At 46.6% G+C, this 22606-nt stretch carries 33 protein-coding genes; all 33 read right to left on the reverse strand.

All coding sequences use genetic code 11. The annotated features are described in order from the left end of the window. Nucleotides 1-9: 9 nt before the first annotated feature. Nucleotides 10-393: a 50S ribosomal protein L17 gene (gene rplQ / locus ACOSVP_RS12660; protein ID WP_055462827.1), complete on the reverse strand. Its 384-nt coding sequence runs from the start codon at nucleotides 391-393 to the stop codon at nucleotides 10-12. Between the two features lie 42 nt (nucleotides 394-435). Next, nucleotides 436-1440: a DNA-directed RNA polymerase subunit alpha gene (locus tag ACOSVP_RS12665; protein WP_055462826.1), complete on the reverse strand. Its 1005-nt coding sequence runs from the start codon at nucleotides 1438-1440 to the stop codon at nucleotides 436-438. 36 nt (nucleotides 1441-1476) lie between these two features. Beyond that, complete coding sequence (rpsD, locus tag ACOSVP_RS12670) at nucleotides 1477-2097, reverse strand: 30S ribosomal protein S4 (protein WP_487347874.1); 621 nt, start codon at nucleotides 2095-2097, stop codon at nucleotides 1477-1479. 14 nt (nucleotides 2098-2111) lie between these two features. After that, nucleotides 2112-2504: a 30S ribosomal protein S11 gene (rpsK, locus tag ACOSVP_RS12675; protein WP_009836290.1), complete on the reverse strand. Its 393-nt coding sequence runs from the start codon at nucleotides 2502-2504 to the stop codon at nucleotides 2112-2114. A gap of 68 nt (nucleotides 2505-2572) precedes the next feature. Next, the gene (gene rpsM, locus ACOSVP_RS12680; RefSeq protein ID WP_055462824.1) at nucleotides 2573-2929 is read right to left on the reverse strand and encodes a 30S ribosomal protein S13; all 357 of its coding nucleotides are present in this window, start codon (nucleotides 2927-2929) and stop codon (nucleotides 2573-2575) included. Nucleotides 2930-3049: 120 nt separating this feature from the next. Beyond that, nucleotides 3050-3163 carry a 50S ribosomal protein L36 gene (gene rpmJ, locus ACOSVP_RS12685; RefSeq protein WP_055462823.1) on the reverse strand — a complete coding sequence of 38 codons (114 nt, stop codon included), beginning with the start codon at nucleotides 3161-3163 and terminating at the stop codon, nucleotides 3050-3052. Between the two features lie 19 nt (nucleotides 3164-3182). Next, nucleotides 3183-4514, reverse strand: a complete 1332-nt coding sequence (gene secY, locus ACOSVP_RS12690; protein ID WP_487347875.1) for a preprotein translocase subunit SecY — start codon at nucleotides 4512-4514, stop codon at nucleotides 3183-3185. Next, nucleotides 4515-4949, reverse strand: coding sequence for a 50S ribosomal protein L15 (rplO, locus tag ACOSVP_RS12695; protein WP_055462821.1), 435 nt, complete (start codon nucleotides 4947-4949; stop codon nucleotides 4515-4517). Between the two features lies 1 nt (nucleotide 4950). Next, nucleotides 4951-5136 carry a 50S ribosomal protein L30 gene (rpmD, locus tag ACOSVP_RS12700; RefSeq protein WP_055462820.1) on the reverse strand — a complete coding sequence of 62 codons (186 nt, stop codon included), beginning with the start codon at nucleotides 5134-5136 and terminating at the stop codon, nucleotides 4951-4953. Nucleotides 5137-5142: 6 nt separating this feature from the next. Next, nucleotides 5143-5643: a 30S ribosomal protein S5 gene (gene rpsE / locus ACOSVP_RS12705; protein ID WP_055462819.1), complete on the reverse strand. Its 501-nt coding sequence runs from the start codon at nucleotides 5641-5643 to the stop codon at nucleotides 5143-5145. Between the two features lie 10 nt (nucleotides 5644-5653). Then, a complete protein-coding gene (rplR, locus tag ACOSVP_RS12710; RefSeq protein WP_055462818.1) occupies nucleotides 5654-6004 on the reverse strand; it encodes a 50S ribosomal protein L18 in 351 nt (116 codons plus the stop codon). A gap of 13 nt (nucleotides 6005-6017) precedes the next feature. Continuing rightward, on the reverse strand, nucleotides 6018-6551 hold the full coding sequence (gene rplF / locus ACOSVP_RS12715; RefSeq protein ID WP_487347876.1) for a 50S ribosomal protein L6: 534 nt from the start codon (nucleotides 6549-6551) through the stop codon (nucleotides 6018-6020). Between the two features lie 8 nt (nucleotides 6552-6559). Next, nucleotides 6560-6952: a 30S ribosomal protein S8 gene (gene rpsH / locus ACOSVP_RS12720; RefSeq protein ID WP_487347877.1), complete on the reverse strand. Its 393-nt coding sequence runs from the start codon at nucleotides 6950-6952 to the stop codon at nucleotides 6560-6562. 129 nt (nucleotides 6953-7081) lie between these two features. Continuing rightward, complete coding sequence (rpsN, locus tag ACOSVP_RS12725; RefSeq protein WP_055462815.1) at nucleotides 7082-7387, reverse strand: 30S ribosomal protein S14; 306 nt, start codon at nucleotides 7385-7387, stop codon at nucleotides 7082-7084. Nucleotides 7388-7399: 12 nt separating this feature from the next. Continuing rightward, nucleotides 7400-7939: a 50S ribosomal protein L5 gene (gene rplE, locus ACOSVP_RS12730; RefSeq protein WP_487347878.1), complete on the reverse strand. Its 540-nt coding sequence runs from the start codon at nucleotides 7937-7939 to the stop codon at nucleotides 7400-7402. An 18-nt stretch (nucleotides 7940-7957) separates the two neighbouring features. Further along, a complete protein-coding gene (rplX, locus tag ACOSVP_RS12735) occupies nucleotides 7958-8275 on the reverse strand; it encodes a 50S ribosomal protein L24 (RefSeq protein WP_133565196.1) in 318 nt (105 codons plus the stop codon). A 17-nt stretch (nucleotides 8276-8292) separates the two neighbouring features. Further along, a complete protein-coding gene (gene rplN, locus ACOSVP_RS12740) occupies nucleotides 8293-8661 on the reverse strand; it encodes a 50S ribosomal protein L14 (protein ID WP_055462812.1) in 369 nt (122 codons plus the stop codon). Nucleotides 8662-8712: 51 nt separating this feature from the next. After that, nucleotides 8713-8979 carry a 30S ribosomal protein S17 gene (rpsQ, locus tag ACOSVP_RS12745; protein ID WP_487347879.1) on the reverse strand — a complete coding sequence of 89 codons (267 nt, stop codon included), beginning with the start codon at nucleotides 8977-8979 and terminating at the stop codon, nucleotides 8713-8715. 1 nt (nucleotide 8980) lies between these two features. Then, entirely contained in the window at nucleotides 8981-9172 is a 192-nt protein-coding gene (gene rpmC, locus ACOSVP_RS12750) for a 50S ribosomal protein L29 (protein WP_055462810.1), read from the reverse strand. Next, nucleotides 9173-9586, reverse strand: a complete 414-nt coding sequence (gene rplP / locus ACOSVP_RS12755) for a 50S ribosomal protein L16 (RefSeq protein WP_055462809.1) — start codon at nucleotides 9584-9586, stop codon at nucleotides 9173-9175. It lies immediately after the preceding gene. A gap of 10 nt (nucleotides 9587-9596) precedes the next feature. Continuing rightward, on the reverse strand, nucleotides 9597-10277 hold the full coding sequence (gene rpsC, locus ACOSVP_RS12760) for a 30S ribosomal protein S3 (protein ID WP_487347880.1): 681 nt from the start codon (nucleotides 10275-10277) through the stop codon (nucleotides 9597-9599). A 14-nt stretch (nucleotides 10278-10291) separates the two neighbouring features. Next, nucleotides 10292-10624, reverse strand: coding sequence for a 50S ribosomal protein L22 (gene rplV / locus ACOSVP_RS12765; RefSeq protein ID WP_487347881.1), 333 nt, complete (start codon nucleotides 10622-10624; stop codon nucleotides 10292-10294). Nucleotides 10625-10640: 16 nt separating this feature from the next. After that, nucleotides 10641-10916, reverse strand: a complete 276-nt coding sequence (rpsS, locus tag ACOSVP_RS12770; RefSeq protein WP_055462806.1) for a 30S ribosomal protein S19 — start codon at nucleotides 10914-10916, stop codon at nucleotides 10641-10643. A 15-nt stretch (nucleotides 10917-10931) separates the two neighbouring features. Further along, a complete protein-coding gene (gene rplB, locus ACOSVP_RS12775) occupies nucleotides 10932-11756 on the reverse strand; it encodes a 50S ribosomal protein L2 (RefSeq protein WP_487347882.1) in 825 nt (274 codons plus the stop codon). 14 nt (nucleotides 11757-11770) lie between these two features. Then, complete coding sequence (rplW, locus tag ACOSVP_RS12780; protein WP_055462804.1) at nucleotides 11771-12067, reverse strand: 50S ribosomal protein L23; 297 nt, start codon at nucleotides 12065-12067, stop codon at nucleotides 11771-11773. Then, nucleotides 12064-12669: a 50S ribosomal protein L4 gene (gene rplD, locus ACOSVP_RS12785; protein WP_487347883.1), complete on the reverse strand. Its 606-nt coding sequence runs from the start codon at nucleotides 12667-12669 to the stop codon at nucleotides 12064-12066. Before rplD ends, rplW begins: the two co-directional genes overlap by 4 nt. 10 nt (nucleotides 12670-12679) lie before the next feature. Next, entirely contained in the window at nucleotides 12680-13318 is a 639-nt protein-coding gene (rplC, locus tag ACOSVP_RS12790; RefSeq protein WP_055462802.1) for a 50S ribosomal protein L3, read from the reverse strand. A gap of 127 nt (nucleotides 13319-13445) precedes the next feature. Further along, nucleotides 13446-13757 carry a 30S ribosomal protein S10 gene (gene rpsJ / locus ACOSVP_RS12795; protein WP_012071937.1) on the reverse strand — a complete coding sequence of 104 codons (312 nt, stop codon included), beginning with the start codon at nucleotides 13755-13757 and terminating at the stop codon, nucleotides 13446-13448. A 198-nt stretch (nucleotides 13758-13955) separates the two neighbouring features. Next, a complete protein-coding gene (tuf, locus tag ACOSVP_RS12800) occupies nucleotides 13956-15179 on the reverse strand; it encodes an elongation factor Tu (RefSeq protein WP_487347884.1) in 1224 nt (407 codons plus the stop codon). A 41-nt stretch (nucleotides 15180-15220) separates the two neighbouring features. Continuing rightward, entirely contained in the window at nucleotides 15221-17308 is a 2088-nt protein-coding gene (fusA, locus tag ACOSVP_RS12805) for an elongation factor G (RefSeq protein ID WP_487347885.1), read from the reverse strand. An 18-nt stretch (nucleotides 17309-17326) separates the two neighbouring features. Then, nucleotides 17327-17800 (reverse strand): 30S ribosomal protein S7, encoded by a 474-nt coding sequence (gene rpsG / locus ACOSVP_RS12810; protein WP_055462799.1) that lies wholly within the window; start codon nucleotides 17798-17800, stop codon nucleotides 17327-17329. A 96-nt stretch (nucleotides 17801-17896) separates the two neighbouring features. Continuing rightward, a complete protein-coding gene (gene rpsL, locus ACOSVP_RS12815) occupies nucleotides 17897-18268 on the reverse strand; it encodes a 30S ribosomal protein S12 (RefSeq protein WP_013659444.1) in 372 nt (123 codons plus the stop codon). Nucleotides 18269-18400: 132 nt separating this feature from the next. After that, a complete protein-coding gene (gene rpoC, locus ACOSVP_RS12820) occupies nucleotides 18401-22603 on the reverse strand; it encodes a DNA-directed RNA polymerase subunit beta' (protein ID WP_487347886.1) in 4203 nt (1400 codons plus the stop codon). Between the last annotated feature and the right edge of the window lie 3 nt (nucleotides 22604-22606).

Here is a 22606-nt window from a genome sequence, read left to right on the forward strand (position 1 = left end):
AATGCTGTATTACTCAGCGTCTGCAGCTTCCGCAACTGGACGATCAACCAGTTCAACGTAAGCCATAGGTGCATTGTCACCTGCGCGGAAGCCGCATTTTAGGATGCGAACGTAACCACCAGGACGACCTTGGTAACGAGGACCAAGCTCAGAGAACAATTTACCTACTGCATCTTTGCTACGAGTACGTGCAAAGGCTAGGCGACGATTCGCAACCGAATCTTCTTTCGCCAATGTGATCAAAGGCTCAGCAACGCGACGAAGTTCTTTGGCTTTCGGCAACGTAGTCTTAATAACTTCGTGCTCGAATAGAGAAGCAGCCATGTTTTTGAACATCGCTTTGCGATGAGAGCTAGTACGGTTTAAGTGACGTCCACTCTTACGATGACGCATTATATATTCCTTACCAAACTACGGTGGTCAGGGAACAATGATCTAGCGAGCTAGAACTTTGCTATCGTCTTTCAAACTAGCTGGTGGCCAGTTTTCTAGACGCATTCCCAAAGACAGACCGCGCTGTGCTAAAACATCTTTAATTTCAGTTAATGATTTCTTACCTAGGTTAGGCGTTTTAAGTAGCTCAACCTCTGTACGCTGAATCAAATCACCGATGTAGTAGATGTTTTCTGCTTTCAGACAGTTAGCACTGCGAACGGTTAGCTCAAGATCATCAACCGGGCGTAGCAAAATCGGATCAATCTCATCCTCTTCTTCTTCTACAACTGTTTCGCTTTCGCTTTCTAGGGCGACAAATACCGCGATCTGTTGTTGTAGAATAGTCGCCGCACGACGAATTGCTTCTTCAGCGTCGATAGTACCGTTAGACTCGATGTCAATGACAAGTTTGTCTAGGTCAGTACGCTGCTCTACACGAGCATTCTCTACGCTGTACGCAACACGGCGAACAGGACTGAAAGAGGCATCCAGCTGCAAGCGACCGATTGGACGAGTCTCATCGTCGCTAGCAACACGAGCGTCAGCAGGCTCATAACCACGACCACGTGCTACCTTGATCTGCATGTTTAGTTCAGCAGTATCATCAAGGTGACAGATAACATGATCTGGGTTAGAAATCTCAGCATCAGAAACAAGTTGGATATCACCAGCTGTTACGACACCAGGACCTTTCTTACTTAGTGTTAGAGTTGCTTCATCTTGCCCGTGTAGAGCGATCGCAACTCCTTTTAGGTTAAGAAGAATTTCAATAACGTCTTCTTTTACCCCTTCAATCGCACTGTATTCATGCAATACACCGTCGATTTCTACTTCGACAATTGCACAACCAGGCATAGAAGACAAAAGGATACGACGCAACGCGTTGCCCAAAGTGTGACCAAAACCACGTTCTAGTGGCTGTAGCGTCACTTTGGCACGTGATTGGCCTAGCTCTTGTACTTCGATGTTGCGTGGGGTTAACAATTCGCTCACTGAACGCTGCATAGATCCACCTATTTCTTAATCCTAACCATCTAGCTATTACTTAGAGTAAAGCTCGACGATTAGGTTCTCATTAATTTCAGCTGATAAATCGGCACGCTCTGGAGCAGCTTTGTAAGTTGCTTCCAATTTAGTTGAATCAACTTCGATCCAGTGGATCGGCGCACGATTTTTAGATAGCTCTAGTGCGTTTTGTACACGCAACTGCTTCTTAGCTTTTTCACGGATAGACACAACATCACCAGCTTTAACCTGGAAAGATGCGATGTTAACCGCTTCGCCGTTTACTAGGATAGCCTTGTGGCCAACTAGCTGGCGAGCTTCCGCACGTGTAGAGCCGAAGCCTGCACGGTAAACTACGTTGTCTAGGCGTGACTCAAGAAGTTGCAGAAGGTTTTCACCAGTTGCACCTTTGATGCGAGCAGCTTCTTTGTAGTAGTTGCGGAATTGTTTTTCAAGAATGCCGTAGATACGACGAACTTTTTGTTTTTCACGTAGCTGTAGACCGTAATCAGAAAGACGACCACGACGTGCACCGTGCACACCAGGAACTGTTTCTGCTTTACATTTTGATTCTAAAGCGCGTGAGCCACTTTTAAGTTGTAAGTCTGTGCCTTCACGACGAGACAGTTTACAAGTAGGACCTAAATAACGAGCCATGTGTCTGTCTCCTCTTAAACGCGACGTTTCTTAGGCGGACGGCAACCGTTGTGCGGAATTGGCGTCACGTCTGTGATGTTATTGATGCGCAGACCTAGTGCATTTAATGCACGAACTGCGGATTCACGACCAGGACCAGGGCCCTTGATCATTACGTCAACGTTCTTAAGACCGAATTCTTGCGCAACAGCACCTGCACGTTCCGCAGCAACCTGTGCAGCGAAAGGAGTACTTTTACGAGAACCACGGAAACCTGAACCACCCGCAGTCGCCCAAGACAAAGCGTTGCCTTGGCGATCAGTGATAGTCACGATCGTGTTGTTGAAAGACGCATGTACGTGAGCAACACCGTCGACGACCGTCTTTTTGACTTTTTTCTTGGTATTGCGCGTTGCTGGCTTAGCCATATTGCACTTTTCCTAAATCTAATGCTCAGCTCTAGCAGACTTAATGCACTAGAGCGAAACGCGTTGAATTACTTACGAATTGGCTTACGAGGGCCTTTTCGTGTACGAGCGTTCGTTTTGGTACGTTGACCACGAACTGGTAAGCTGCGGCGGTGACGGATACCACGGTTACAGCCTAAGTCCATCAAACGTTTGATAGACATGCTGACTTCACGGCGGAGGTCACCCTCTACAGTAAACTTAGCAACTTCGCCACGTAGACGGTCTAGCACTTCATCGCTTAGAGAACCGATTTTAGCGGTTTCTTCGATACCTGCAGCTTGGCAGATTTCTTTTGAGCGAGTGCGACCGATCCCGAAGATGTAAGTTAGAGAAATGACCGCATGTTTATTGTCAGGAATATTGACACCGGCTATACGGGCCATTCACTTTACTCCGTTGTTATGGATGAATTACTTCATCACTTTGCTTTCATGAGGGTGGAGGATTATGCCAGCATAGCGGACAAAAATCAACCACCCTCCCATCATCGAATAATCTAGCTATTAGCCTTGACGTTGTTTGTGACGAGGCTCAGAACAGATCACTCGAACTGAACCGTTACGACGAACGATTTTACAGTTACGACAGATTTTCTTTACAGATGCACGTACTTTCATGTTCAACTCCAACCTATGCTTAACGCATTAGGCCATTTGGACCATATCCAGTCAGATTAGACTTTTTCATTAATGATTCGTATTGATGACTCATTAAGTGACTTTGTACTTGAGACATGAAGTCCATCACTACGACAACTACGATCAACATCGAAGTACCGCCGAAGTAGAAAGGAACATTCCATGCTACGACAAAGAACTGAGGCATCAATGACACTAGCGTGATATACAATGCACCGAATAGCGTCAAACGAGTCATAACACCGTCGATATATCGAGCTGTATGGTCGCCTGGACGAATGCCCGGCAAAAACGCACCGGACTTTTTCAAGTTATCTGCCACATCTTTAGGGTTGAACACCAGCGCTGTATAAAAGAAGCAAAAGAAAACAATTGCTATCGCAAACAACAGCACATATAGCGGTTGCCCAGGAGCTAGAGCCAATGAAATATTTTGCAACCATTCCATTCCTTCACCTTGACCGAACCATTGGCCGATCGAAGCAGGGAAAAGAAGAATACTAGAAGCGAAGATTGGCGGAATTACACCAGCCATGTTCACCTTTAGTGGCAAATGACTCTTTTGTGCGGCAAACACCTTTTTGCCCTGCTGACGCTTGGCATAGTTGACAGTAATACGGCGCTGACCGCGTTCAATAAAGACTACGAACGCGATGGTAGCGATTGCCAAAATACCAATCAAAAGCAGTGCAAGGATATTGATATCACCTTGACGGGCCGATTCAAATGAACGACCTAGAGCAGAAGGAAGACCTGCCACGATACCCGCAAAGATAAGGATCGAAATACCATTACCAATGCCTTTCTCAGTCACTTGCTCACCCAACCACATCAAGAACACTGTACCAGCCACTAGAGTCACCACTGCAACAGCGTAGAACTCTAAACCTGAGCTGAACGAGATACCTTGACTAGCTAGGCCGACTGCCATAGAAGCAGACTGAACAAGCGCAAGAAGAACCGTACCGTAACGAGTGTATTGGGTAATCTTACGACGTCCCGCTTCACCTTCTTTCTTAAGCTGCTCTAGTTGCGGACTCACCACTGTCAATAACTGCATAATGATCGAGGCAGAAATGTAGGGCAGGATACCTAGAGCAAAAATACTCATACGCTCCAATGCGCCGCCTGAGAATACGTTAAATAAACTCAGGATTGTGCCTTCGTTCTGGTCAAACAGTGCAGACAAACGATCTGGGTTAATGCCAGGTACCGGGATGTGTGCACCGATTCGATATACAATAATTGCTAGGAAAACAAAACGGATTCGAGCCCAAAGCTCGCCAAGTCCGCTTTGCATACCTGCTGGTAGTGAGCCACGCTTTGTCATCTATTCCTCGATCTTTCCGCCAGCTGCTTCGATCGCAGCACGAGCACCTTTAGTAACTTTAAGGCCACGTACAGTTACAGCTTTCTCGATAGAACCAGAAAGGATAACTTTCGCTGTCTTAATTTTGTCACCTAGGATGTCGGCAGCTTTAAGAGCAGCCAAATCTACAACTTCTGCATTCACTGCGGCTAGTTCGTTTAGACGAACTTCAGCTACATACTGAGCCTGACGTGAAGTGAAACCAAATTTTGGTAGACGACGCTGGATAGGCATCTGACCACCTTCAAAACCTGGTTTAACTGAGCCACCTGAACGAGACTTAAGACCTTTATGGCCACGACCGCCAGTTTTGCCCAAACCGCTACCAATACCGCGGCCTACACGTTTAGGAGCATGCTTGCTACCTTCGCCAGGGCGAATAGTATTTAGGAACATGTTACTCTCCTACCACTTTAACCATGTAATAAACTTTATTGATCATGCCACGAACTGAAGGAGTATCTTCTAGCTCACGAACTTGACCGATCTTTTTAAGACCCAAGCCTTTAACTGTTTCACGGTGCTTTGGAAGACGACCGATTGGGCTACGAGTCAGTTGTACTGAGATGGTTTTGTTAGCCATTTCACATTACCCCAAAATTTGATCGACAGACTTACCGCGTTTTGCAGCGATTTGCTCAGGTGCACGCATGTCAGCCAAACCTTTGATCGTTGCGCGAACAACGTTTACAGGGTTAGTTGAACCGTAGCATTTAGCTAGTACGTTGTGAACGCCAGCGATTTCTAGAACCGCACGCATTGCACCACCCGCGATTACACCAGTACCTTGAGAAGCTGGTTGCATGTACACTTTAGATGCACCGTGAACCGCTTTAACTGGGTATTGTAGTGTGTCGCCATCAAGAGCTACGCTTACCATGTTGCGGCGAGCTTGCTCCATTGCTTTTTGGATAGCTTGAGGAACTTCACGTGCTTTACCACGACCGAAGCCCACTTTACCGTTACCATCACCAACTACTGTCAAAGCAGTGAAAGAGAAGATACGACCACCCTTAACTACTTTAGCAACGCGGTTTACTTGTACTAGCTTCTCTTGTAGATCGCTAGTTTGTTGTTCGTTAACTGCCATTTGCTACCCCTTAGAACTCTAGACCAGCTTCACGCGCAGCATCAGCTAGCGCTTGAACGCGACCGTGGTATTTGAAGCCAGAACGATCGAAAGCAACAGCAGTGATGCCCGCTTCTTTAGCACGTTCAGCAATAAGTGCACCCACTTTAGCCGCTGCATCTTTGTTACCAGTCGCAGAAGAACGTAGGCTCGCATCTAGAGTAGAAGCGCTTGCTAGCACCTTGCTACCACATGGCGAAATAACTTGCGCATACATGTGACGTGGCGTGCGATTTACAGTAAGACGGTTCGCACCTAGGTCACGAATATGCAAACGCGTGCGGCGAGCACGACGAATTCGAGATTGTTTCTTAGTGTTCATTAATGCTTACCTACTACTTTTTCTTAGCTTCTTTACGGCGAACAACTTCGTCAGCATAGCGAACACCCTTGCCTTTGTATGGCTCTGGTGGACGGAAGCCGCGAACTTCAGCAGCCGCTTGACCTAGCGCTTGCTTGTCGATACCGCGAAGAACGATTTCAGTTTGAGATGCACACTCAGCAGTAATGCCTTCTGGCAACTCGTAATCTACTGGGTGAGAGAAACCTAGAGCTAGGTTCAATACGTTACCTTTAACAGCAGCACGGTAACCTACACCTTGTAGTAGTAGACGTTTTTCAAAGCCTTGGCTAACACCAGTAACCATGTTGTTTACTAGGGCACGAGTAGTACCAGCTAGTGCACGGCTTTGTTTTGCACCATCACGTGCAGCAAAAGTAAGAACATTTTCTTCTTGCTTAACTTCAACGCTTGCGTGGACGTTAAACTCTAGAGCACCTTTACCGCCTTTGATAGCGATAGATTGGCCGTTTAGAGTAACTTCTACACCACTAGGAAGCGTCACAGGGCTTTTCGCAACTCGAGACATACTAACTCCTAGAATACCGTGCAGATTACTTCGCCACCAATACCAGCAGCACGAGCTGCACGATCAGTCATAACACCTTTAGAAGTAGATACGATTGCAACGCCTAGGCCTGCTTCTACTTTTGGTAGGTCTGCTGATGCTTTGTATTGACGCAAACTTGGACGAGAGACACGTTTGATCTCTTCGATAACTGGCTTACCTTCGAAGTATTTAAGTTCGATAGTAAGAGTAGGCTTAGTGCCTTCTTCAACGTTTACACTGCTTACATAACCTTCTTCGCGAAGAACGTTAGCAACAGATACCTTCATTTTTGATGAAGGCATAGACACAGTTGTTTTTGCAGCCAACTGTGCGTTACGGATACGTGTAAACATATCCGCAAGTGTATCTTGCATACTCATTTAAGAGCTCCTAATAGAAAAAACCATTGTGCAGCAAATAGAGCTCGCGCATAGTACACAGCAGCGAGCGGAATGTCCAGTATTTGGACACCCCCTCACTGCAATGTATTATGATAGTGCTCTACTTGCTTACCAACTAGCTTTCTTCAAGCCTGGTACGTCACCGCGCATCGCTGCTTCACGTAGCTTGATACGAGACAAGCCGAAGCGACGGAATACGCCGTGTGGACGACCAGTAACCTGACAACGGTTACGCTGGCGTGAAGAAGATGAATCGCGTGGAAGCGCTTGCAGTTTAAGCGTTGCTTCCCACTTTTCATCGTCCGATGCATTAACGTCGTTAATGATCGCTTTTAGAGCAGCACGCTTTTCAGCGTACTTAGCTACTAATTTTGTGCGCTTAGCTTCGCGTTGAATCATTGATACTTTAGCCATGATTCCTACCTCTTATTTCTTGAATGGGAAACTAAAGGCGGCTAGCAAAGCACGACCTTCTTCGTCGGTACGAGCAGTTGTTGTGATTGTGATATCAAGACCACGTACACGATCAACTTTATCGTAATCGATTTCTGGGAAGATGATCTGCTCTTTAACACCCATGCTGTAGTTACCGCGTCCGTCAAATGACTTCGGGTTCAAACCACGGAAGTCACGGATACGTGGGATAGCTACGTCAACCAAACGGTCGAAGAAGTCCCACATACGGTCGCCACGTAGAGTAACTTTACAACCGATCGGGTAACCGTCACGGATTTTGAAGCCTGCAACAGATTTGCGTGCTTTCGTTACTACAACTTTTTGGCCGCTAAGTGCTGTAAGATCATTTACCGCATTTTCAAGAAGTTTCTTGTCTGCGATAGCTTCACCAACACCCATGTTCAACGTAATTTTAGTGATTTTTGGCACTTCCATTACATTTGCGTAGCCGAACTGTTCAGTCAGTTTTGCTACAACTTGATCTTTATAAACTTGCTTAAGTCTCGCCATGGCTATAAATTCTCGCTCTTAGGCGTCGATCGCTTCACTGTTAGATTTGAAAACACGTACTTTAGTACCGTCTTCATTCACTTTAAAGCCGACGCGATCCGCTTTACCAGTAGCATTGTTAAAAATGGCTACGTTTGAAACCTGGATAGGTGCTTCTTTTTCAACGATACCGCCAGTCGTACCCTTCATTGGGTTTGGCTTCTCATGTTTCTTGACCATATTGATGCCAGAAACAATTACGCGGTTCTCGTCTACTACTTTAACAACTTTGCCGCGTTTGCCTTTGTCTTTACCAGCAATTACTACGACTTCATCGTCACGTTTGATTTTACGCATATTCGGTCCCCTAACTCTTACAGCACTTCTGGTGCAAGAGAAACAATTTTCATGAATTGCTCTGTACGCAACTCACGTGTCACAGGGCCAAAGATACGTGTACCAATCGGCGCGCCAGATGCGTTCAATAGAACCGCTGAGTTTACATCAAAACGGATCACTGAGCCATCAGGACGACGCACACCTTTCTTAGTTCGAACGACAACAGCGTTCATAACTTGGCCTTTCTTAACACGACCACGTGGGATCGCTTCTTTAACTGTGACTTTAATAACGTCACCAATTGTAGCATAACGACGATGTGAGCCACCCAGTACTTTAATACACTGAACGCGCTTTGCGCCGCTGTTATCTGCTACATCAAGCATCGATTCTGTTTGAATCATTTCTGCTCTCCAATCAAATTAGATAACAAGTCTCATGAAGGAAGGAGCTGCTTATACAGCAGCTGCTTTCTCAACAACCTGAACCAGTTTCCAAGTTTTAGTTTTAGAGTAAGGACGTGTTTCAACAACCTTAACTGTATCACCAACTTGACACTCGTTGTTTTCATCATGAGCGTGTAGTTTAGATGAACGACGAACGAACTTACCGTATAGAGGGTGACGTTCAGTACGCTCAACTAGTACCACGATGGATTTATCCATCTTATCGCTAACTACTTTACCAGTAGCTGTACGAGCTTGACTTTCTACACTTGCCATCTTAGTTACCTGCCTTATCATTTAGCACGGTTTTAACACGTGCGATATTGCGGCGAACTTGCGAGAGCAAATGCGTTTGAGCCAACTGACCAGTGGCTTTCTGCATACGCAGAGTAAATTGCTCACGTAGTAGTTCGATCAACGTCTGCTGTAGCTCTGCTACAGACTTTTCTTGCAATTCTTTTGCTTTCATCTACATCACCGTACGCGTTACGAAAGTTGTAGCTAGAGGAAGCTTAGCTGCTGCTAGCGCGAAAGCTTCGCGAGCTAGAGATTCAGATACGCCCTCAACTTCATAAAGCATCTTACCTGGTTGGATTTGAGCCACCCAGTATTCTACGCTACCTTTACCTTTACCCTGACGCACTTCTAGAGGCTTCTGAGTAATTGGTTTATCTGGGAATACACGGATCCAAATTTTACCACCACGCTTGATGTGACGAGTCATTGCACGACGCGCCGCTTCAATTTGACGAGCGGTGATTCGACCACGTTCAGTCGATTTCAATCCGAATTCACCAAAGCTAACTTGGTTACCGCGAAGTGCTAGACCGCGGTTACGGCCTTTTTGCATCTTACGGAACTTAGTACGTTTCGGCTGTAACATTGACTACCCCCTACTTAGACTTCTTCTTCTGTGCGCCTTTATCAGCACGCACTTGTTCAATACCGCCCAAGATTTCGCCTTTGAAGATCCAAACTTTAACACCGATGATGCCGTAAGTTGTTAGAGCTTCATAAGTAGCGTAGTCGATGTCAGCGCGTAGAGTGTGTAGAGGCACACGACCTTCACGGTACCATTCTGCACGTGCGATTTCTGCACCGCCCAGACGACCACTTACCTGAACCTTGATACCTTTCGCGCCGGCACGCATAGCGTTTTGTACTGCACGCTTCATGGCACGACGGAACATAACACGACGCTCAAGTTGACCCGCAATGTTTTGCGCAACCAATTTAGCATCTAGTTCTGGTTTACGAATTTCTTCGATGTTGATGTGAACTGGAACACCCATCATTGCTGATACAGCGTTACGTAGTTTCTCAACATCTTCGCCTTTCTTACCAATCACGATGCCTGGACGAGCAGTGTGGATAGTAATACGAGCTGTTTGTGCAGGACGCTGGATCTCGATGCGAGAAACAGAAGCCTGAACAAGTTTGTCTTCTAGGTATTTACGTACCTGAAGATCGTTTAATAGTTGCTTAGAGTAGTTTTGGTTGTTCGCATACCAAGTAGAAGTATGGTCTTTAACTATCCCTAGGCGAATTCCAGTTGGATGAACCTTCTGACCCATTGGGTATCTCCTAATTAGTCAGCGACTTTAACTGTAATATGGCAACCGCGTTTGAAAATACGATCCGCACGGCCTTTAGCTCGAGCTTTGATACGTTTTAGAGTCATAGCCTCGTCAACGTAGATCGTAGATACACGCAAGTCATCGATATCAGCACCTTCGTTATGCTCAGCGTTCGCTACAGCAGACTCTAGTACTTTCTTGACAATTGCTGCCGCCTTTTTAGGACTGAACGCCAAAATGTTCAGTGCTTCGCTTACAGATTTGCCGCGGATTTGATCTGCTACCAAACGGGCCTTCTGCGCTGAGAGGCGAGCACCCTTCAATGAAGCGCTTACTTCACTCATGATTAATACCCCTTAATTACCGTTTGGCTTTCTTGTCCGCAGCGTGACCCTTGTAGGTACGGGTCGGAGCGAACTCACCCAATTTATGACCGACCATATCCTCAGATACTAGAACTGGGACGTGTTGGCGACCATTATGGACAGCGATAGTCAACCCTACGAATTCAGGGAAGATTGTAGAACGGCGCGACCAAGTTTTAATTGGACGACGGTCATTCTTTTCTACCGCAGCCTCTACCTTTTTCAACAAATGAAGGTCGATAAAAGGACCTTTTTTTAGTGAACGTGGCACAGTCGTTTCCTCTTATTACTTAGTACGACGACGTACAATAAGTTTATCAGTACGCTTGTTCTTACGAGTCTTATGACCTTTCGTAGGAACACCCCAAGGAGTAACTGGGTGACGACCACCTGAGCTACGACCTTCACCACCACCGTGTGGGTGGTCAACCGGGTTCATTGCCGCACCGCGAACTGTAGGACGAACACCGCGCCAGCGCTTAGCACCAGCTTTACCTAGAACACGTAGAGTGTGTTCAGAGTTAGATACTTCACCTAGAGTTGCACGACACTCAGTAAGAACTTTACGCATTTCGCCAGAACGTAGGCGAAGAGTTACGTAACGACCTTCACGAGCAACAAGCTGAGCAGAAGCACCAGCAGAACGTGCGATTTGCGCACCTTTACCTGGCTTAAGCTCGATACAGTGAACCACACTACCTACAGGGATGTTTTGCAAAGGCAAAGTGTTACCTGTTTTGATAGGGGCACTCGCACCGTTGGAAACAACAGAACCAGCTTCCATACCTTTGGAAGCGATAATGTAACGACGCTCACCATCAGCATATTTTACTAATGCAATGTGTGCAGAACGGTTTGGATCATATTCCAAACGTTCAACTACCGCTGGGATACCGTCTTTGTTACGACGGAAATCTACGATACGGTAATGCTGCTTATGACCACCACCTACGTGACGCGTAGTGATGCGACCGTTGTTGTTACGACCACCAGACTTGCTTTTTTTGTCTAGCAAAGGAGCGTATGGCGCACCTTTATGCAAGTCAGTGTTAACAACTTTAACAACGTGACGACGGCCTGCAGACGTTGGCTTACTTTTTACAACAGCCATTGACCTATCTCCCCTTATTCAGCGCCCAAGAAATCAATTTCTTGGCCTTCTGCCAAACGTACGTACGCTTTTTTAACGTCGCTACGCTTGCCTAGACCACGAACTGTGCGCTTTGTTTTACCTTTTTGGTTCAACGTACGAACAGATTCAACTTTGACTTCAAACAACGCTTCGATTGCTTGTTTAATCTCTGGTTTCGTCGCGTCTTTTACTACGCGGAATACGTACTGACCGTTACCTTCTGCAACGATAGTCGCTTTCTCAGAGATGTGTGGACCTAACAACACTTTATAAATGCGTTCGCCGATCATGCTAGTGCCTCCTCAACTTGTTTCAGAGCACCAACTGTCACCAACACTTTGTCGTATGCAATCAAGCTAACAGGGTCAACAGACGCTGCATCACGAACGTCAACGTTCGGAATGTTGCGAGCCGCTAGGAACAGGTTACCGTCTAGCTCTTGCGCTACTACTAGCGCGTTCTCAACATTCAATTCAGCCATTTTAGCTTTGAAAAGCTTAGTTTTTGGAGCTTCGATAGAAAGCTCTTCAACTACAACAAGACGGCCTTGACGAGCAAGCTCAGACCAGATGGTGCGCATTGCTGCACGATACATCTTCTTGTTTACTTTCTGAGAGTGGTCTTGAGGTTTAGCAGCGAAAGTTACGCCACCAGTACGCCATAGAGGACTACGGATTGTACCAGCACGAGCGCGGCCAGAACCCTTTTGACGCCATGGCTTTTTACCGCCACCGGCTACTTCAGAGCGAGTTTTCTGAGCACGAGAACCTTGGCGAGCACCAGCTAGGTATGCAGTAACAACCTGGTGAACTAGCGCTTCGTTGTATTCACGTGCGAAGGTTACGTCAGAAACTTCTACAGTTCCTTCTGCACCTGTTAGATTCAAGTTCATTGTCTACCCCTTAGCGAGCTTTAACTGCTGGTTGAACGATTACGTCACCATTTACAGCGCCAGGAACCGCACCTTTAACAAGGATAAGGTTACGCTCAGCATCAACGCGAACAACTTCTAGAGACTGAGTTGTTACTTGTGCAGCGCCCATGTGACCAGCCATCTTTTTGCCTTTCCAAACACGACCTGGTGTTTGACATTGACCGATGGAACCAGGAGCACGGTGAGACAATGAGTTACCGTGTGTAGCATCTTGCGTACGGAAGTTGTGACGTTTAACGCCACCTTGGAAACCTTTACCTTTAGATTGACCAGTTACGTCAACTTTAGTAATAGCTTCAAAATCCGCTACTGTTAGCTCGTCGCCAACATTGATTTCTTTTTCGTCACCAGAAAGGCGGAACTCCCACAAACCACGGCCCGCTTCAACGTTAGCTTTTGCAAAGTGACCTGCAGCTGCTTTGTTTACACGAGTTGCACGGCGAGTACCAACAGTTACTTGAACAGCTGAGTAGCCGTCAGTTTCTGCGTTTTTCACCTGTGTTACACGGTTCGGTTCAACCTCGATAACGGTTACTGGCACGGATACACCATCTTCGTTGAAGATACGTGTCATTCCGGCTTTACGTCCGACTAATTGAATAGCCATTTTATACCTCAATTGCCAGTTGTGTACGGGGCTATCACCCGCTACGGCTGATCATTCCAGATCATTCCACTAATGTGCTTAGGCCAACAAATTCTTGCTGGTTATCGCACCCCTAAAACTTTGGGGATTAACCCAAAGAAATTTGTACTTCCACGCCTGCCGCAAGATCTAGCTTCATTAGAGCGTCAACAGTTTTTTCTGTTGGCTCAACGATGTCTAGAACACGTTTGTGTGTACGGATTTCGTATTGATCACGCGCATCTTTGTTTACGTGTGGAGAAATCAGTACTGTGTAACGTTCTTTGCGAGTAGGAAGTGGAATTGGACCACGTACTTGAGCACCAGTGCGCTTAGCAGTGTCCACAATCTCTTGCGTTGAAGCATCAATCAGACGGTGATCGAAAGCTTTCAAACGAATACGGATTTTTTGGCTTTGCATTTCCAACTCCAAATACTATGTTCAGATAAGTCTTCTGTACAGAATTTGACTTACCATCCTTATTTAAGGACGGCGAATGTTAGCCGCTTTAAAATTGGTTGTCAAGTAACCAATTTTAAAAACAGCCCTCATAAAAAAAGGCCGCTCAATGAGCGGCCTTTTTTACTCAGTTACTTATAACTTTTGTCTAAACAAAAATTATTTAAGAACTTTAGCAACTACACCAGCACCTACTGTACGGCCACCTTCACGGATCGCGAAACGTAGACCTTCGTCCATCGCGATTGGGTGAATTAGAGTAACAGTCATCTGGATGTTGTCACCAGGCATAACCATCTCTACGCCTTCTGGAAGTTCACAAGAACCAGTTACGTCAGTTGTACGGAAGTAGAACTGTGGACGGTAACCTTTGAAGAATGGAGTGTGACGACCACCTTCATCTTTAGAAAGTACGTATACTTCCGCTTGGAACTCAGTGTGAGGAGTGATAGAACCTGGCTTAGCTAGTACTTGACCACGTTGAACTTCGTCACGCTTAGTACCACGTAGAAGGATACCACAGTTCTCACCAGCACGACCTTCGTCTAGAAGCTTACGGAACATCTCAACGCCAGTACAAGTTGTTTTAGTAGTATCTTTGATACCAACGATTTCAACTTCTTCACCAACTTTAACGATACCGCGCTCTACACGACCAGTAACTACTGTACCACGACCTTGGATAGAGAATACGTCCTCGATAGGCATGATGAATGCACCGTCGATTGCACGCTCTGGCTCTGGGATGTAAGTGTCTAGAGTTTCAACTAGTTTCTTAACCGCAGTAGTACCCATTTCGTTGTCGTCTTCGCCGTTCAACGCCATTAGGGCAGAACCTGGGATGATTGGAGTGTCATCACCTGGGAAGTCGTACTCAGATAGTAGATCACGTAGTTCCATTTCTACTAGCTCTAGCATCTCTGCGTATTCTTCAGTGTCAGCACCGCCACAGTCTTCAGCTAGAAGGTCTGCTTTGTTTAGGAATACAACGATGTAAGGTACACCTACCTGACGAGAAAGAAGGATGTGCTCACGAGTTTGTGGCATTGGACCGTCAGTCGCACCACATACTAGGATCGCGCCGTCCATCTGAGCAGCACCAGTGATCATGTTCTTAACATAATCGGCGTGTCCAGGACAGTCTACGTGTGCGTAGTGACGATCGTGAGAATCGTACTCTACGTGAGAAGTAGAGATTGTGATACCACGCTCACGCTCTTCTGGAGCGTTATCGATACCGTCAAACGCTACAGCTGTACCGCCGAATACTTCTGCACATACGCGAGTAAGTGCTGCTGTTAGGGTAGTTTTACCGTGGTCAACGTGACCGATTGTACCAACGTTAACGTGTGGTTTACTACGTTCGAACTTTGCTTTTGCCATGATACATACACCTTATGATTAGTAAGTATGATGATTAAATTTCAATTTTTGATGATCGCGTCTGCCACACTAGCTGGCGCTTCAGCGTATTTCAGGAATTCCATTGCATAACTTGCACGCCCTTGCGACAAACTACGCACATCCGTTGCATAACCAAACATCTCGCCTAATGGCACTTCCGCTCGGATAATCTTACCAGATGGGGAATCTTCCATCCCCTGAACAAGTCCACGACGACGATTCAAGTCACCCATCACGTCACCCATGTACTCCTCAGGAGTTACAACTTCTACCTTCATCACAGGCTCAAGAACACAAGGATCTGCATCCGCAGCACCTTTCTTTAAACCTTGAGAAGCTGCAATTTTAAAGGCCATTTCATTAGAGTCAACATCATGGTAAGAACCATCGAACAATACCACTTTCAACCCAAGTAATGGGTAACCAGCGATAACACCGTTCTTCATTTGCTCTGAAATACCCTTTTCGACAGCTGGGATGTATTCCTTCGGAATAGCACCACCGACAACCTCATTCACAAATTCCAAACCTTCTTTTTCGGTTGGAACCAGCTTCATAACAACGTGACCGTACTGTCCTCGGCCACCAGATTGCCGCACAAATTTGTGGTTAACTTCCACTTCTTTGCGAATTTTTTCTCGGTACGATACCTGCGGCTTACCAATGTTAGCGTCAACTTTAAATTCACGCTTCATACGATCCACAAGAATCTCTAGGTGAAGCTCACCCATACCTGAAATAATGGTTTGACCTGTTTCCTCATGAGTTTCAACACGGAAAGACGGATCTTCCTGCGCTAACTTCCCAAGAGCAATGGCCATTTTATCTTGATCCGCTTGAGATTTAGGCTCAACTGCCACAGAAATTACTGGCTCTGGGAACTCCATACGCTCTAGGACAACAATATCTTTGCCATCACACAGCGTATCCCCAGTAGTAACGTCTTTCATCCCAATCAAAGCCGCGATATCGCCTGCGCGCACTTCTTTGATTTCATCTCGGTTATTGGCGTGCATCTGCACCATACGGCCGACGCGCTCGCGCTTATGTTTTACCGAGTTATATACCGCATCACCTGAAATCAGGACGCCAGAGTATACACGAATGAAAGTTAAAGTACCTACGAACGGATCAGTCGCGATTTTGAATGCCAACGATGCAAAAGGAGCATCATCATCCGCTTCACGCGTCACAACAGTCTCAGCATCTTCTAGAGTGCCTTCGATCGCCTTAACTTCTAGCGGTGACGGTAGGTATTCTACCACTGCATCCAGTACTGCTTGTACGCCTTTGTTTTTAAACGCAGAACCACAAGTTACCAATACAATTTCGTTAGCCAGTGTACGTGCACGCAAACCTGCTTTGATATCCTCAACAGACAACTCACCTTCTTCAAGGTACTTATCCATCAACTCATCATTCGCTTCAGCTGCGGCCTCAACCATTTTTTCACGCCACTCTTCAGCAACGTCAACCAACTCTGCAGGAATGTCTTCCAAGGTATAAGTCATACCCTGATCTTCTTCATTCCACATGATGGCTTTCATCAATAGCAAATCTACAACACCCGAGAAGTTCTCCTCGGCGCCGATGTTGATTTGAATTGGCACTGCAGTCGCGCCTAAGCGCTCTTTAAGTTGTCGAACAACACTAAAGTAGTCCGCACCTGTACGGTCCATCTTATTGACGAACACCATACGTGGCACTTCATATTTATTTGCTTGACGCCATACAGTTTCAGTTTGAGGCTGTACACCAGATGATCCACACAGCACCACTACCGCACCATCTAATACACGCAAAGAACGCTCTACCTCGATGGTAAAGTCTACGTGCCCAGGGGTGTCGATGATGTTGATACGGTGTTGATCAAACTGCTGACTCATCCCACTCCAGAAGCAAGTCGTTGCTGCTGAAGTGATCGTGATACCACGCTCTTGTTCCTGTTCCATCCAGTCCATGGTGGCAGCACCATCATGGACTTCACCGATCTTATGAGAAAGACCGGTGTAGAACAGAACACGCTCAGTAGTAGTCGTCTTACCCGCATCAACGTGCGCACAAATACCGATGTTGCGGTAACGATTGATGGGTGTCTTACGTGCCACTTAAGCTTCTCCGGATGATTAGAAACGGTAGTGAGAGAACGCTTTGTTCGCTTCAGCCATACGGTGAACGTCTTCACGTTTCTTAACAGCTGAACCTTTGTTCTCAGACGCGTCCATAATTTCGCCTGCAAGACGTAGCGCCATAGATTTTTCGCCACGCTTACGTGCAGCATCCACCAACCAACGCATAGATAGCGCTGAGCGACGAGCTGGACGTACTTCAACAGGTACTTGGTAAGTTGCACCACCAACACGGCGAGATTTAACCTCAACCATTGGCTGGATAGATTCTAGTGCTTTTTCGAAGATTGACATTGCATCTTCAGTTTTTGCGCGCGCTGCAACTGTGTCTAGGGCATCGTATACAATGCTTTCAGCTACAGATTTCTTGCCACTAACCATTACGTGGTTAATGAATTTTGCAAGAAGCTGGCTTCCGTGTTTTGGATCTGGAAGCACGTCACGCTTAGCGACTACACGTCTTCTAGGCATGGATATTATCCTCTTCAGGTGAGTCCGAGACCATCTCTGTGCTCGGCCTTACTGTATTAAAAAATTATGTCTAAACGATTAAAGTAGCAATAAAGCTTACTTAGGACGCTTAGTACCGTATTTAGAACGGCCTTGCTTACGATTTTGTACGCCAGAAGTATCCAAGCTACCACGTACTGTGTGGTAACGAACACCTGGAAGGTCTTTTACACGACCGCCGCGAATCAGCACTACGCTGTGTTCTTGCAGGTTGTGACCTTCACCACCGATGTAGGAAGTAACTTCGAAGCCGTTCGTCAAGCGAACACGACATACTTTACGCAAAGCCGAGTTAGGCTTCTTAGGCGTAGTAGTGTATACACGTGTGCAGACGCCGCGGCGTTGCGGACAAGCTTGTAACGCAGGAACGTCACTTTTTGCCACTTTACGTTTACGTGGTTTACGAACCAACTGGTTAACGGTTGCCATTTAACAAGCTCCACATCCAATTCTATTGGCGGAAATCGCCAAAAATAAGGAGGCGCAAGTGTAATTTGCGCCTATAAAACAGTCAATAGGGAGGCGAACAAAAATTCACCTCCCTGACACTTACAGTGACTTCTAGTCTTTTAGTGCCGCACTCAATGCTTCTTCTACATCTGAAGCACTTACTGATGCACTACCTTCAGCCGCCGCTTGCGCAAGCTCTTTCTTAGCTTTGCGACCGCTGTGGTAAGCCAAACCTGTACCCGCTGGGATCAGACGACCTACTACAACGTTTTCTTTCAGACCACGTAGGTGGTCTTTCTTACCGGTTACCGCACCTTCAGTTAGCACTCGAGTCGTCTCTTGGAACGATGCCGCAGAGATGAATGACTCAGTCGCCAAAGAAGCTTTAGTAATACCAAGTAGTACGCGCTCGTATTTAGAAGGGAAACGACCGTCTGCCATGGCAGCTTCGTTTGCTTCTTGCATTTGCGTGTATTCAACCTGGTCACCTTGAATCAAGTTCGTATCACCTGATTCAACGATGTCTACTTTACGTAGCATCTGACGCACAATAACTTCGATGTGCTTGTCGTTGATGCCTACGCCCTGTAGACGGTAAACCTCTTGGATCTCGTTAGTGATGTAATCAGCAAGCGCTGCTACACCCTGAAGACGCAAGATGTCATGTGGGTTTAGAGGACCGTCGGCAATGATCTCACCCTTAGCAACTTCTTCACCGTCGAAGATGTTGATTTGACGCCATTTAGGAATCAGAGTTTCGATTGGCTCGCCACCATCTTGTGGTGTGATAACCAAACGGATCTTACCTTTCGTCTCTTTACCGAAACTTACTACACCCGTCGCTTCTGCCATGACAGCAGGATCTTTCGGACGACGTGCTTCGAACAAGTCAGCTACGCGTGGAAGACCACCGGTGATGTCCTTGTTACCTTGAGATTCTTGTGGGATACGGGCCAATACTTCACCAGACTTGATGGTTGCACCGTGATCCAAGCTCAATAGAGCCTTCTCAGGAAGCATGTATTGTACCGGCATCTCAGTACCAGGAATCATCACTGGCGCGCCGTTCTCGTCTACAACCGAGATTGTAGGACGGATGTCTTTACCAGATGAAGGACGGTCTTTCATTTCTAGTACTTCGATAGTCGTCAAGCCAGTAAGCTCATCAGACTGACGGCGAATGGTTACGCCCTCATCCATACCAGAGAATTCAAGTTTACCCTGCATCTCAGAAACGATTGGGTGAGTGTGTGGGTCCCAGTTAGCCAATACTTGGCCAGCTGTTACTTGATCACCTTCACGTACGCTTAGTACCGCACCGTAAGGAAGCTTGTAACGCTCTTTCTCACGACCCGCTTCGTCCGCAATCGCCAACTCAGAAGAACGCGATGCTACAACCAACTGGCCTGTTTCACGCTCAATGCTCTTCATCTTGTGGAAACGTACAGTACCGGCGCTCTTAATTTGAACACTGTCTACTGCAGACGCTCGAGATGCCGCACCACCGATGTGGAAGGTACGCATCGTCAACTGTGTACCCGGCTCACCGATCGACTGAGCAGCAACAACGCCGACAGCTTCACCGATGTTAACCAAGTGACCACGAGCCAAGTCACGACCGTAACAGCTCGCACACACACCGTGTTTCGTTTCACAGCTGATTACCGAGCGAACGATCATCTCGTCCACACCCGCCGCTTCAATCGCGCGCACAGTGTGCTCGTCGATTAGTACGCCACGAGCAACGATTACATCACCTTTAGTGTCGATTACGTCTTGTGCTACCACACGACCTAGTACGCGCTGACCTAGTGGAACTACTACGTCACCACCCTCGATCAAAGCACTTACTAGCAAACCGTTTTCAGCACCACAATCTACTTCAGTGATTACCAAATCTTGTGCTACGTCTACTAGACGACGCGTTAGGTAACCAGAGTTCGCTGTCTTCAAGGCAGTATCGGCAAGACCCTTACGAGCACCGTGAGTAGAGGTAAAGTACTGAAGTACCGATAGACCTTCACGGAAGTTCGCAGTGATCGGCGTCTCGATGATGGAACCGTCCGGTTTAGCCATCAGACCACGCATACCACCTAGCTGACGCATCTGAGCCACACTACCACGGGCACCAGAGTCGGCCATCATGTAAACTGAGTTAAATGATTGCTGCTCAACTTCATTACCGTCTTTATCGATAACTGTTTCTTTCGCCAAGTTTTTCATCATGGCTTCAGTAACGGTTTCGTTGGTACGAGACCACAAGTCGATAACCTTGTTGTATTTCTCACCTTGAGTCACAAGACCGTCGGCGAATTGGTATTCGATTTCTTTAACTTCTTCTTCCGCACGAGCAATGATCTCTGCTTTTTCTGGCGGAATTACGAAGTCGTCAACACCTACAGATGAACCAGACGCTGTCGCGTATTGGAAACCTGTGTACATCAACTGGTCAGCGAAAATACAAGTCTCTTTCAGACCTACTTTACGGTAACACTCGTTGATTAGGTTCGAGATTGCTTTCTTTTTCATCGGCTGGTTAATAACCGAAAATGGTAGGCCATCAGGCACTACATCAAACAACAATGCACGACCAACTGTTGTGTCAACGATGAACGTTGAAGGTACTTTTTCGCCTTCAAGCGTTGTATCAACTTGATTTACACGCACTTTAATTTTTGCGTGTAGTTCAACTTGTTTAGCACCATAAGCACGGTGTACTTCTTTGATATCAGCGAAGGCCATGCCCTCACCTTTCGCGTTGATTTTCTCACGCGTCATGTAGTACAGACCCAATACAACGTCCTGAGAAGGAACGATGATCGGCTCACCGTTAGCAGGTGACAGGATGTTGTTGGTAGACATCATCAACGCACGAGCTTCAAGCTGAGCTTCGATTGTCAATGGCACGTGTACCGCCATCTGGTCACCGTCGAAGTCGGCGTTGTAAGCCGCACACACTAGTGGGTGCAACTGGATCGCTTTACCTTCGATTAGCATCGGCTCAAACGCTTGGATACCCAAACGGTGAAGCGTCGGTGCACGGTTAAGCATCACTGGATGTTCGCGGATAACTTCATCAAGAATATCCCAAACCTCTGGTGTTTCACGCTCAACCATTTTCTTCGCAGCTTTGATGGTTGTTGCCATACCACGAAGTTCTAGTTTAGAGAAGATGAATGGCTTGAATAGCTCAAGAGCCATCTTCTTCGGCAGACCACACTGGTGCAAACGTAGAGAAGGACCTACTGTGATTACAGAACGGCCAGAGTAGTCTACACGTTTACCCAAAAGGTTCTGACGGAAACGACCCTGCTTACCTTTGATCATGTCAGCCAAAGATTTCAGAGGACGCTTGTTAGAGCCTGTGATCGCACGACCGCGACGACCGTTATCTAGAAGCGCATCAACAGACTCTTGTAGCATACGTTTTTCGTTGCGTACGATGATGTCTGGAGCAGCTAGCTCTAGAAGACGTTTTAGACGGTTGTTACGGTTGATTACACGACGGTAAAGATCGTTCAAATCAGACGTTGCAAAACGACCACCTTCTAGTGGTACTAGAGGGCGAAGATCAGGTGGCAACACTGGCAGAACGTCTAGCACCATCCACTCTGGGTTGTTGCCAGAATGATGGAACGCTTCAATCAGTTTAAGACGCTTAGAAAGCTTCTTAATACGAGTTTCAGAGTTCGTAGAGTTTAGCTCTTCACGCATGCTGCTGATTTCTTCAGGCAGATCCATGTCGCGAAGTAGGCACTGAATCGCTTCCGCACCCATACGAGCGTCGAATTCGTCACCGAACTCTTCTAGCGCTTCGAAGTACTGCTCATCGTTTAGTAGCTGACCTTTTTCAAGCGTTGTCATGCCTGGATCAATTACGATGAAAGATTCAAAGTAAAGAATACGCTCTATATCACGTAGGGTCATATCCATGATAAGACCGATACGAGATGGTAGAGATTTTAGGAACCAGATGTGAGCAACCGGTGAAGCAAGCTCGATGTGTCCCATGCGCTCACGACGCACTTTCGACAACGCAACTTCAACGCCACACTTCTCACAAATGACACCACGGTGTTTTAAACGCTTGTATTTACCACACAAACATTCGTAGTCCTTGATAGGACCAAAGATTTTGGCACAGAACAGACCGTCACGCTCTGGTTTGAACGTACGGTAGTTGATGGTTTCTGGCTTTTTAACTTCACCATAAGACCATGAACGAATCATATCTGGAGAAGCTAGGCCAATGCGAATCGCATCGAACTCTTCTGATTGTCCCTGTGTTTTTAGAAGACCTAATAAGTCTTTCATGGA

It is taken from the genome of Marinomonas sp. HM11-D (assembly GCF_057626615.1).

What these genes read in the sequence shown, in the direction of transcription:
- rplQ (WP_055462827.1), bottom strand. Translation starts at nt 393, where the DNA reads ATGCGTCATCGTAAGAGTGGACGTCACTTAAACCGTACTAGCTCTCAT.
- ACOSVP_RS12665 (WP_055462826.1), bottom strand. Translation starts at nt 1,440, where the DNA reads ATGCAGCGTTCAGTGAGCGAATTGTTAACCCCACGCAACATCGAAGTA.
- rpsD (WP_487347874.1), bottom strand. Translation starts at nt 2,097, where the DNA reads ATGGCTCGTTATTTAGGTCCTACTTGTAAACTGTCTCGTCGTGAAGGC.
- rpsK (WP_009836290.1), bottom strand. Translation starts at nt 2,504, where the DNA reads ATGGCTAAGCCAGCAACGCGCAATACCAAGAAAAAAGTCAAAAAGACG.
- rpsM (WP_055462824.1), bottom strand. Translation starts at nt 2,929, where the DNA reads ATGGCCCGTATAGCCGGTGTCAATATTCCTGACAATAAACATGCGGTC.
- rpmJ (WP_055462823.1), bottom strand. Translation starts at nt 3,163, where the DNA reads ATGAAAGTACGTGCATCTGTAAAGAAAATCTGTCGTAACTGTAAAATC.
- secY (WP_487347875.1), bottom strand. Translation starts at nt 4,514, where the DNA reads ATGACAAAGCGTGGCTCACTACCAGCAGGTATGCAAAGCGGACTTGGC.
- rplO (WP_055462821.1), bottom strand. Translation starts at nt 4,949, where the DNA reads ATGTTCCTAAATACTATTCGCCCTGGCGAAGGTAGCAAGCATGCTCCT.
- rpmD (WP_055462820.1), bottom strand. Translation starts at nt 5,136, where the DNA reads ATGGCTAACAAAACCATCTCAGTACAACTGACTCGTAGCCCAATCGGT.
- rpsE (WP_055462819.1), bottom strand. Translation starts at nt 5,643, where the DNA reads ATGGCAGTTAACGAACAACAAACTAGCGATCTACAAGAGAAGCTAGTA.
- rplR (WP_055462818.1), bottom strand. Translation starts at nt 6,004, where the DNA reads ATGAACACTAAGAAACAATCTCGAATTCGTCGTGCTCGCCGCACGCGT.
- rplF (WP_487347876.1), bottom strand. Translation starts at nt 6,551, where the DNA reads ATGTCTCGAGTTGCGAAAAGCCCTGTGACGCTTCCTAGTGGTGTAGAA.
- rpsH (WP_487347877.1), bottom strand. Translation starts at nt 6,952, where the DNA reads ATGAGTATGCAAGATACACTTGCGGATATGTTTACACGTATCCGTAAC.
- rpsN (WP_055462815.1), bottom strand. Translation starts at nt 7,387, where the DNA reads ATGGCTAAAGTATCAATGATTCAACGCGAAGCTAAGCGCACAAAATTA.
- rplE (WP_487347878.1), bottom strand. Translation starts at nt 7,939, where the DNA reads ATGGCGAGACTTAAGCAAGTTTATAAAGATCAAGTTGTAGCAAAACTG.
- rplX (WP_133565196.1), bottom strand. Translation starts at nt 8,275, where the DNA reads ATGCGTAAAATCAAACGTGACGATGAAGTCGTAGTAATTGCTGGTAAA.
- rplN (WP_055462812.1), bottom strand. Translation starts at nt 8,661, where the DNA reads ATGATTCAAACAGAATCGATGCTTGATGTAGCAGATAACAGCGGCGCA.
- rpsQ (WP_487347879.1), bottom strand. Translation starts at nt 8,979, where the DNA reads ATGGCAAGTGTAGAAAGTCAAGCTCGTACAGCTACTGGTAAAGTAGTT.
- rpmC (WP_055462810.1), bottom strand. Translation starts at nt 9,172, where the DNA reads ATGAAAGCAAAAGAATTGCAAGAAAAGTCTGTAGCAGAGCTACAGCAG.
- rplP (WP_055462809.1), bottom strand. Translation starts at nt 9,586, where the DNA reads ATGTTACAGCCGAAACGTACTAAGTTCCGTAAGATGCAAAAAGGCCGT.
- rpsC (WP_487347880.1), bottom strand. Translation starts at nt 10,277, where the DNA reads ATGGGTCAGAAGGTTCATCCAACTGGAATTCGCCTAGGGATAGTTAAA.
- rplV (WP_487347881.1), bottom strand. Translation starts at nt 10,624, where the DNA reads ATGAGTGAAGTAAGCGCTTCATTGAAGGGTGCTCGCCTCTCAGCGCAG.
- rplB (WP_487347882.1), bottom strand. Translation starts at nt 11,756, where the DNA reads ATGGCTGTTGTAAAAAGTAAGCCAACGTCTGCAGGCCGTCGTCACGTT.
- rplW (WP_055462804.1), bottom strand. Translation starts at nt 12,067, where the DNA reads ATGATCGGCGAACGCATTTATAAAGTGTTGTTAGGTCCACACATCTCT.
- rplD (WP_487347883.1), bottom strand. Translation starts at nt 12,669, where the DNA reads ATGAACTTGAATCTAACAGGTGCAGAAGGAACTGTAGAAGTTTCTGAC.
- rplC (WP_055462802.1), bottom strand. Translation starts at nt 13,318, where the DNA reads ATGGCTATTCAATTAGTCGGACGTAAAGCCGGAATGACACGTATCTTC.
- rpsJ (WP_012071937.1), bottom strand. Translation starts at nt 13,757, where the DNA reads ATGCAAAGCCAAAAAATCCGTATTCGTTTGAAAGCTTTCGATCACCGT.
- tuf (WP_487347884.1), bottom strand. Translation starts at nt 15,179, where the DNA reads ATGGCAAAAGCAAAGTTCGAACGTAGTAAACCACACGTTAACGTTGGT.
- rpsG (WP_055462799.1), bottom strand. Translation starts at nt 17,800, where the DNA reads ATGCCTAGAAGACGTGTAGTCGCTAAGCGTGACGTGCTTCCAGATCCA.
- rpsL (WP_013659444.1), bottom strand. Translation starts at nt 18,268, where the DNA reads ATGGCAACCGTTAACCAGTTGGTTCGTAAACCACGTAAACGTAAAGTG.
- rpoC (WP_487347886.1), bottom strand. Translation starts at nt 22,603, where the DNA reads ATGAAAGACTTATTAGGTCTTCTAAAAACACAGGGACAATCAGAAGAG.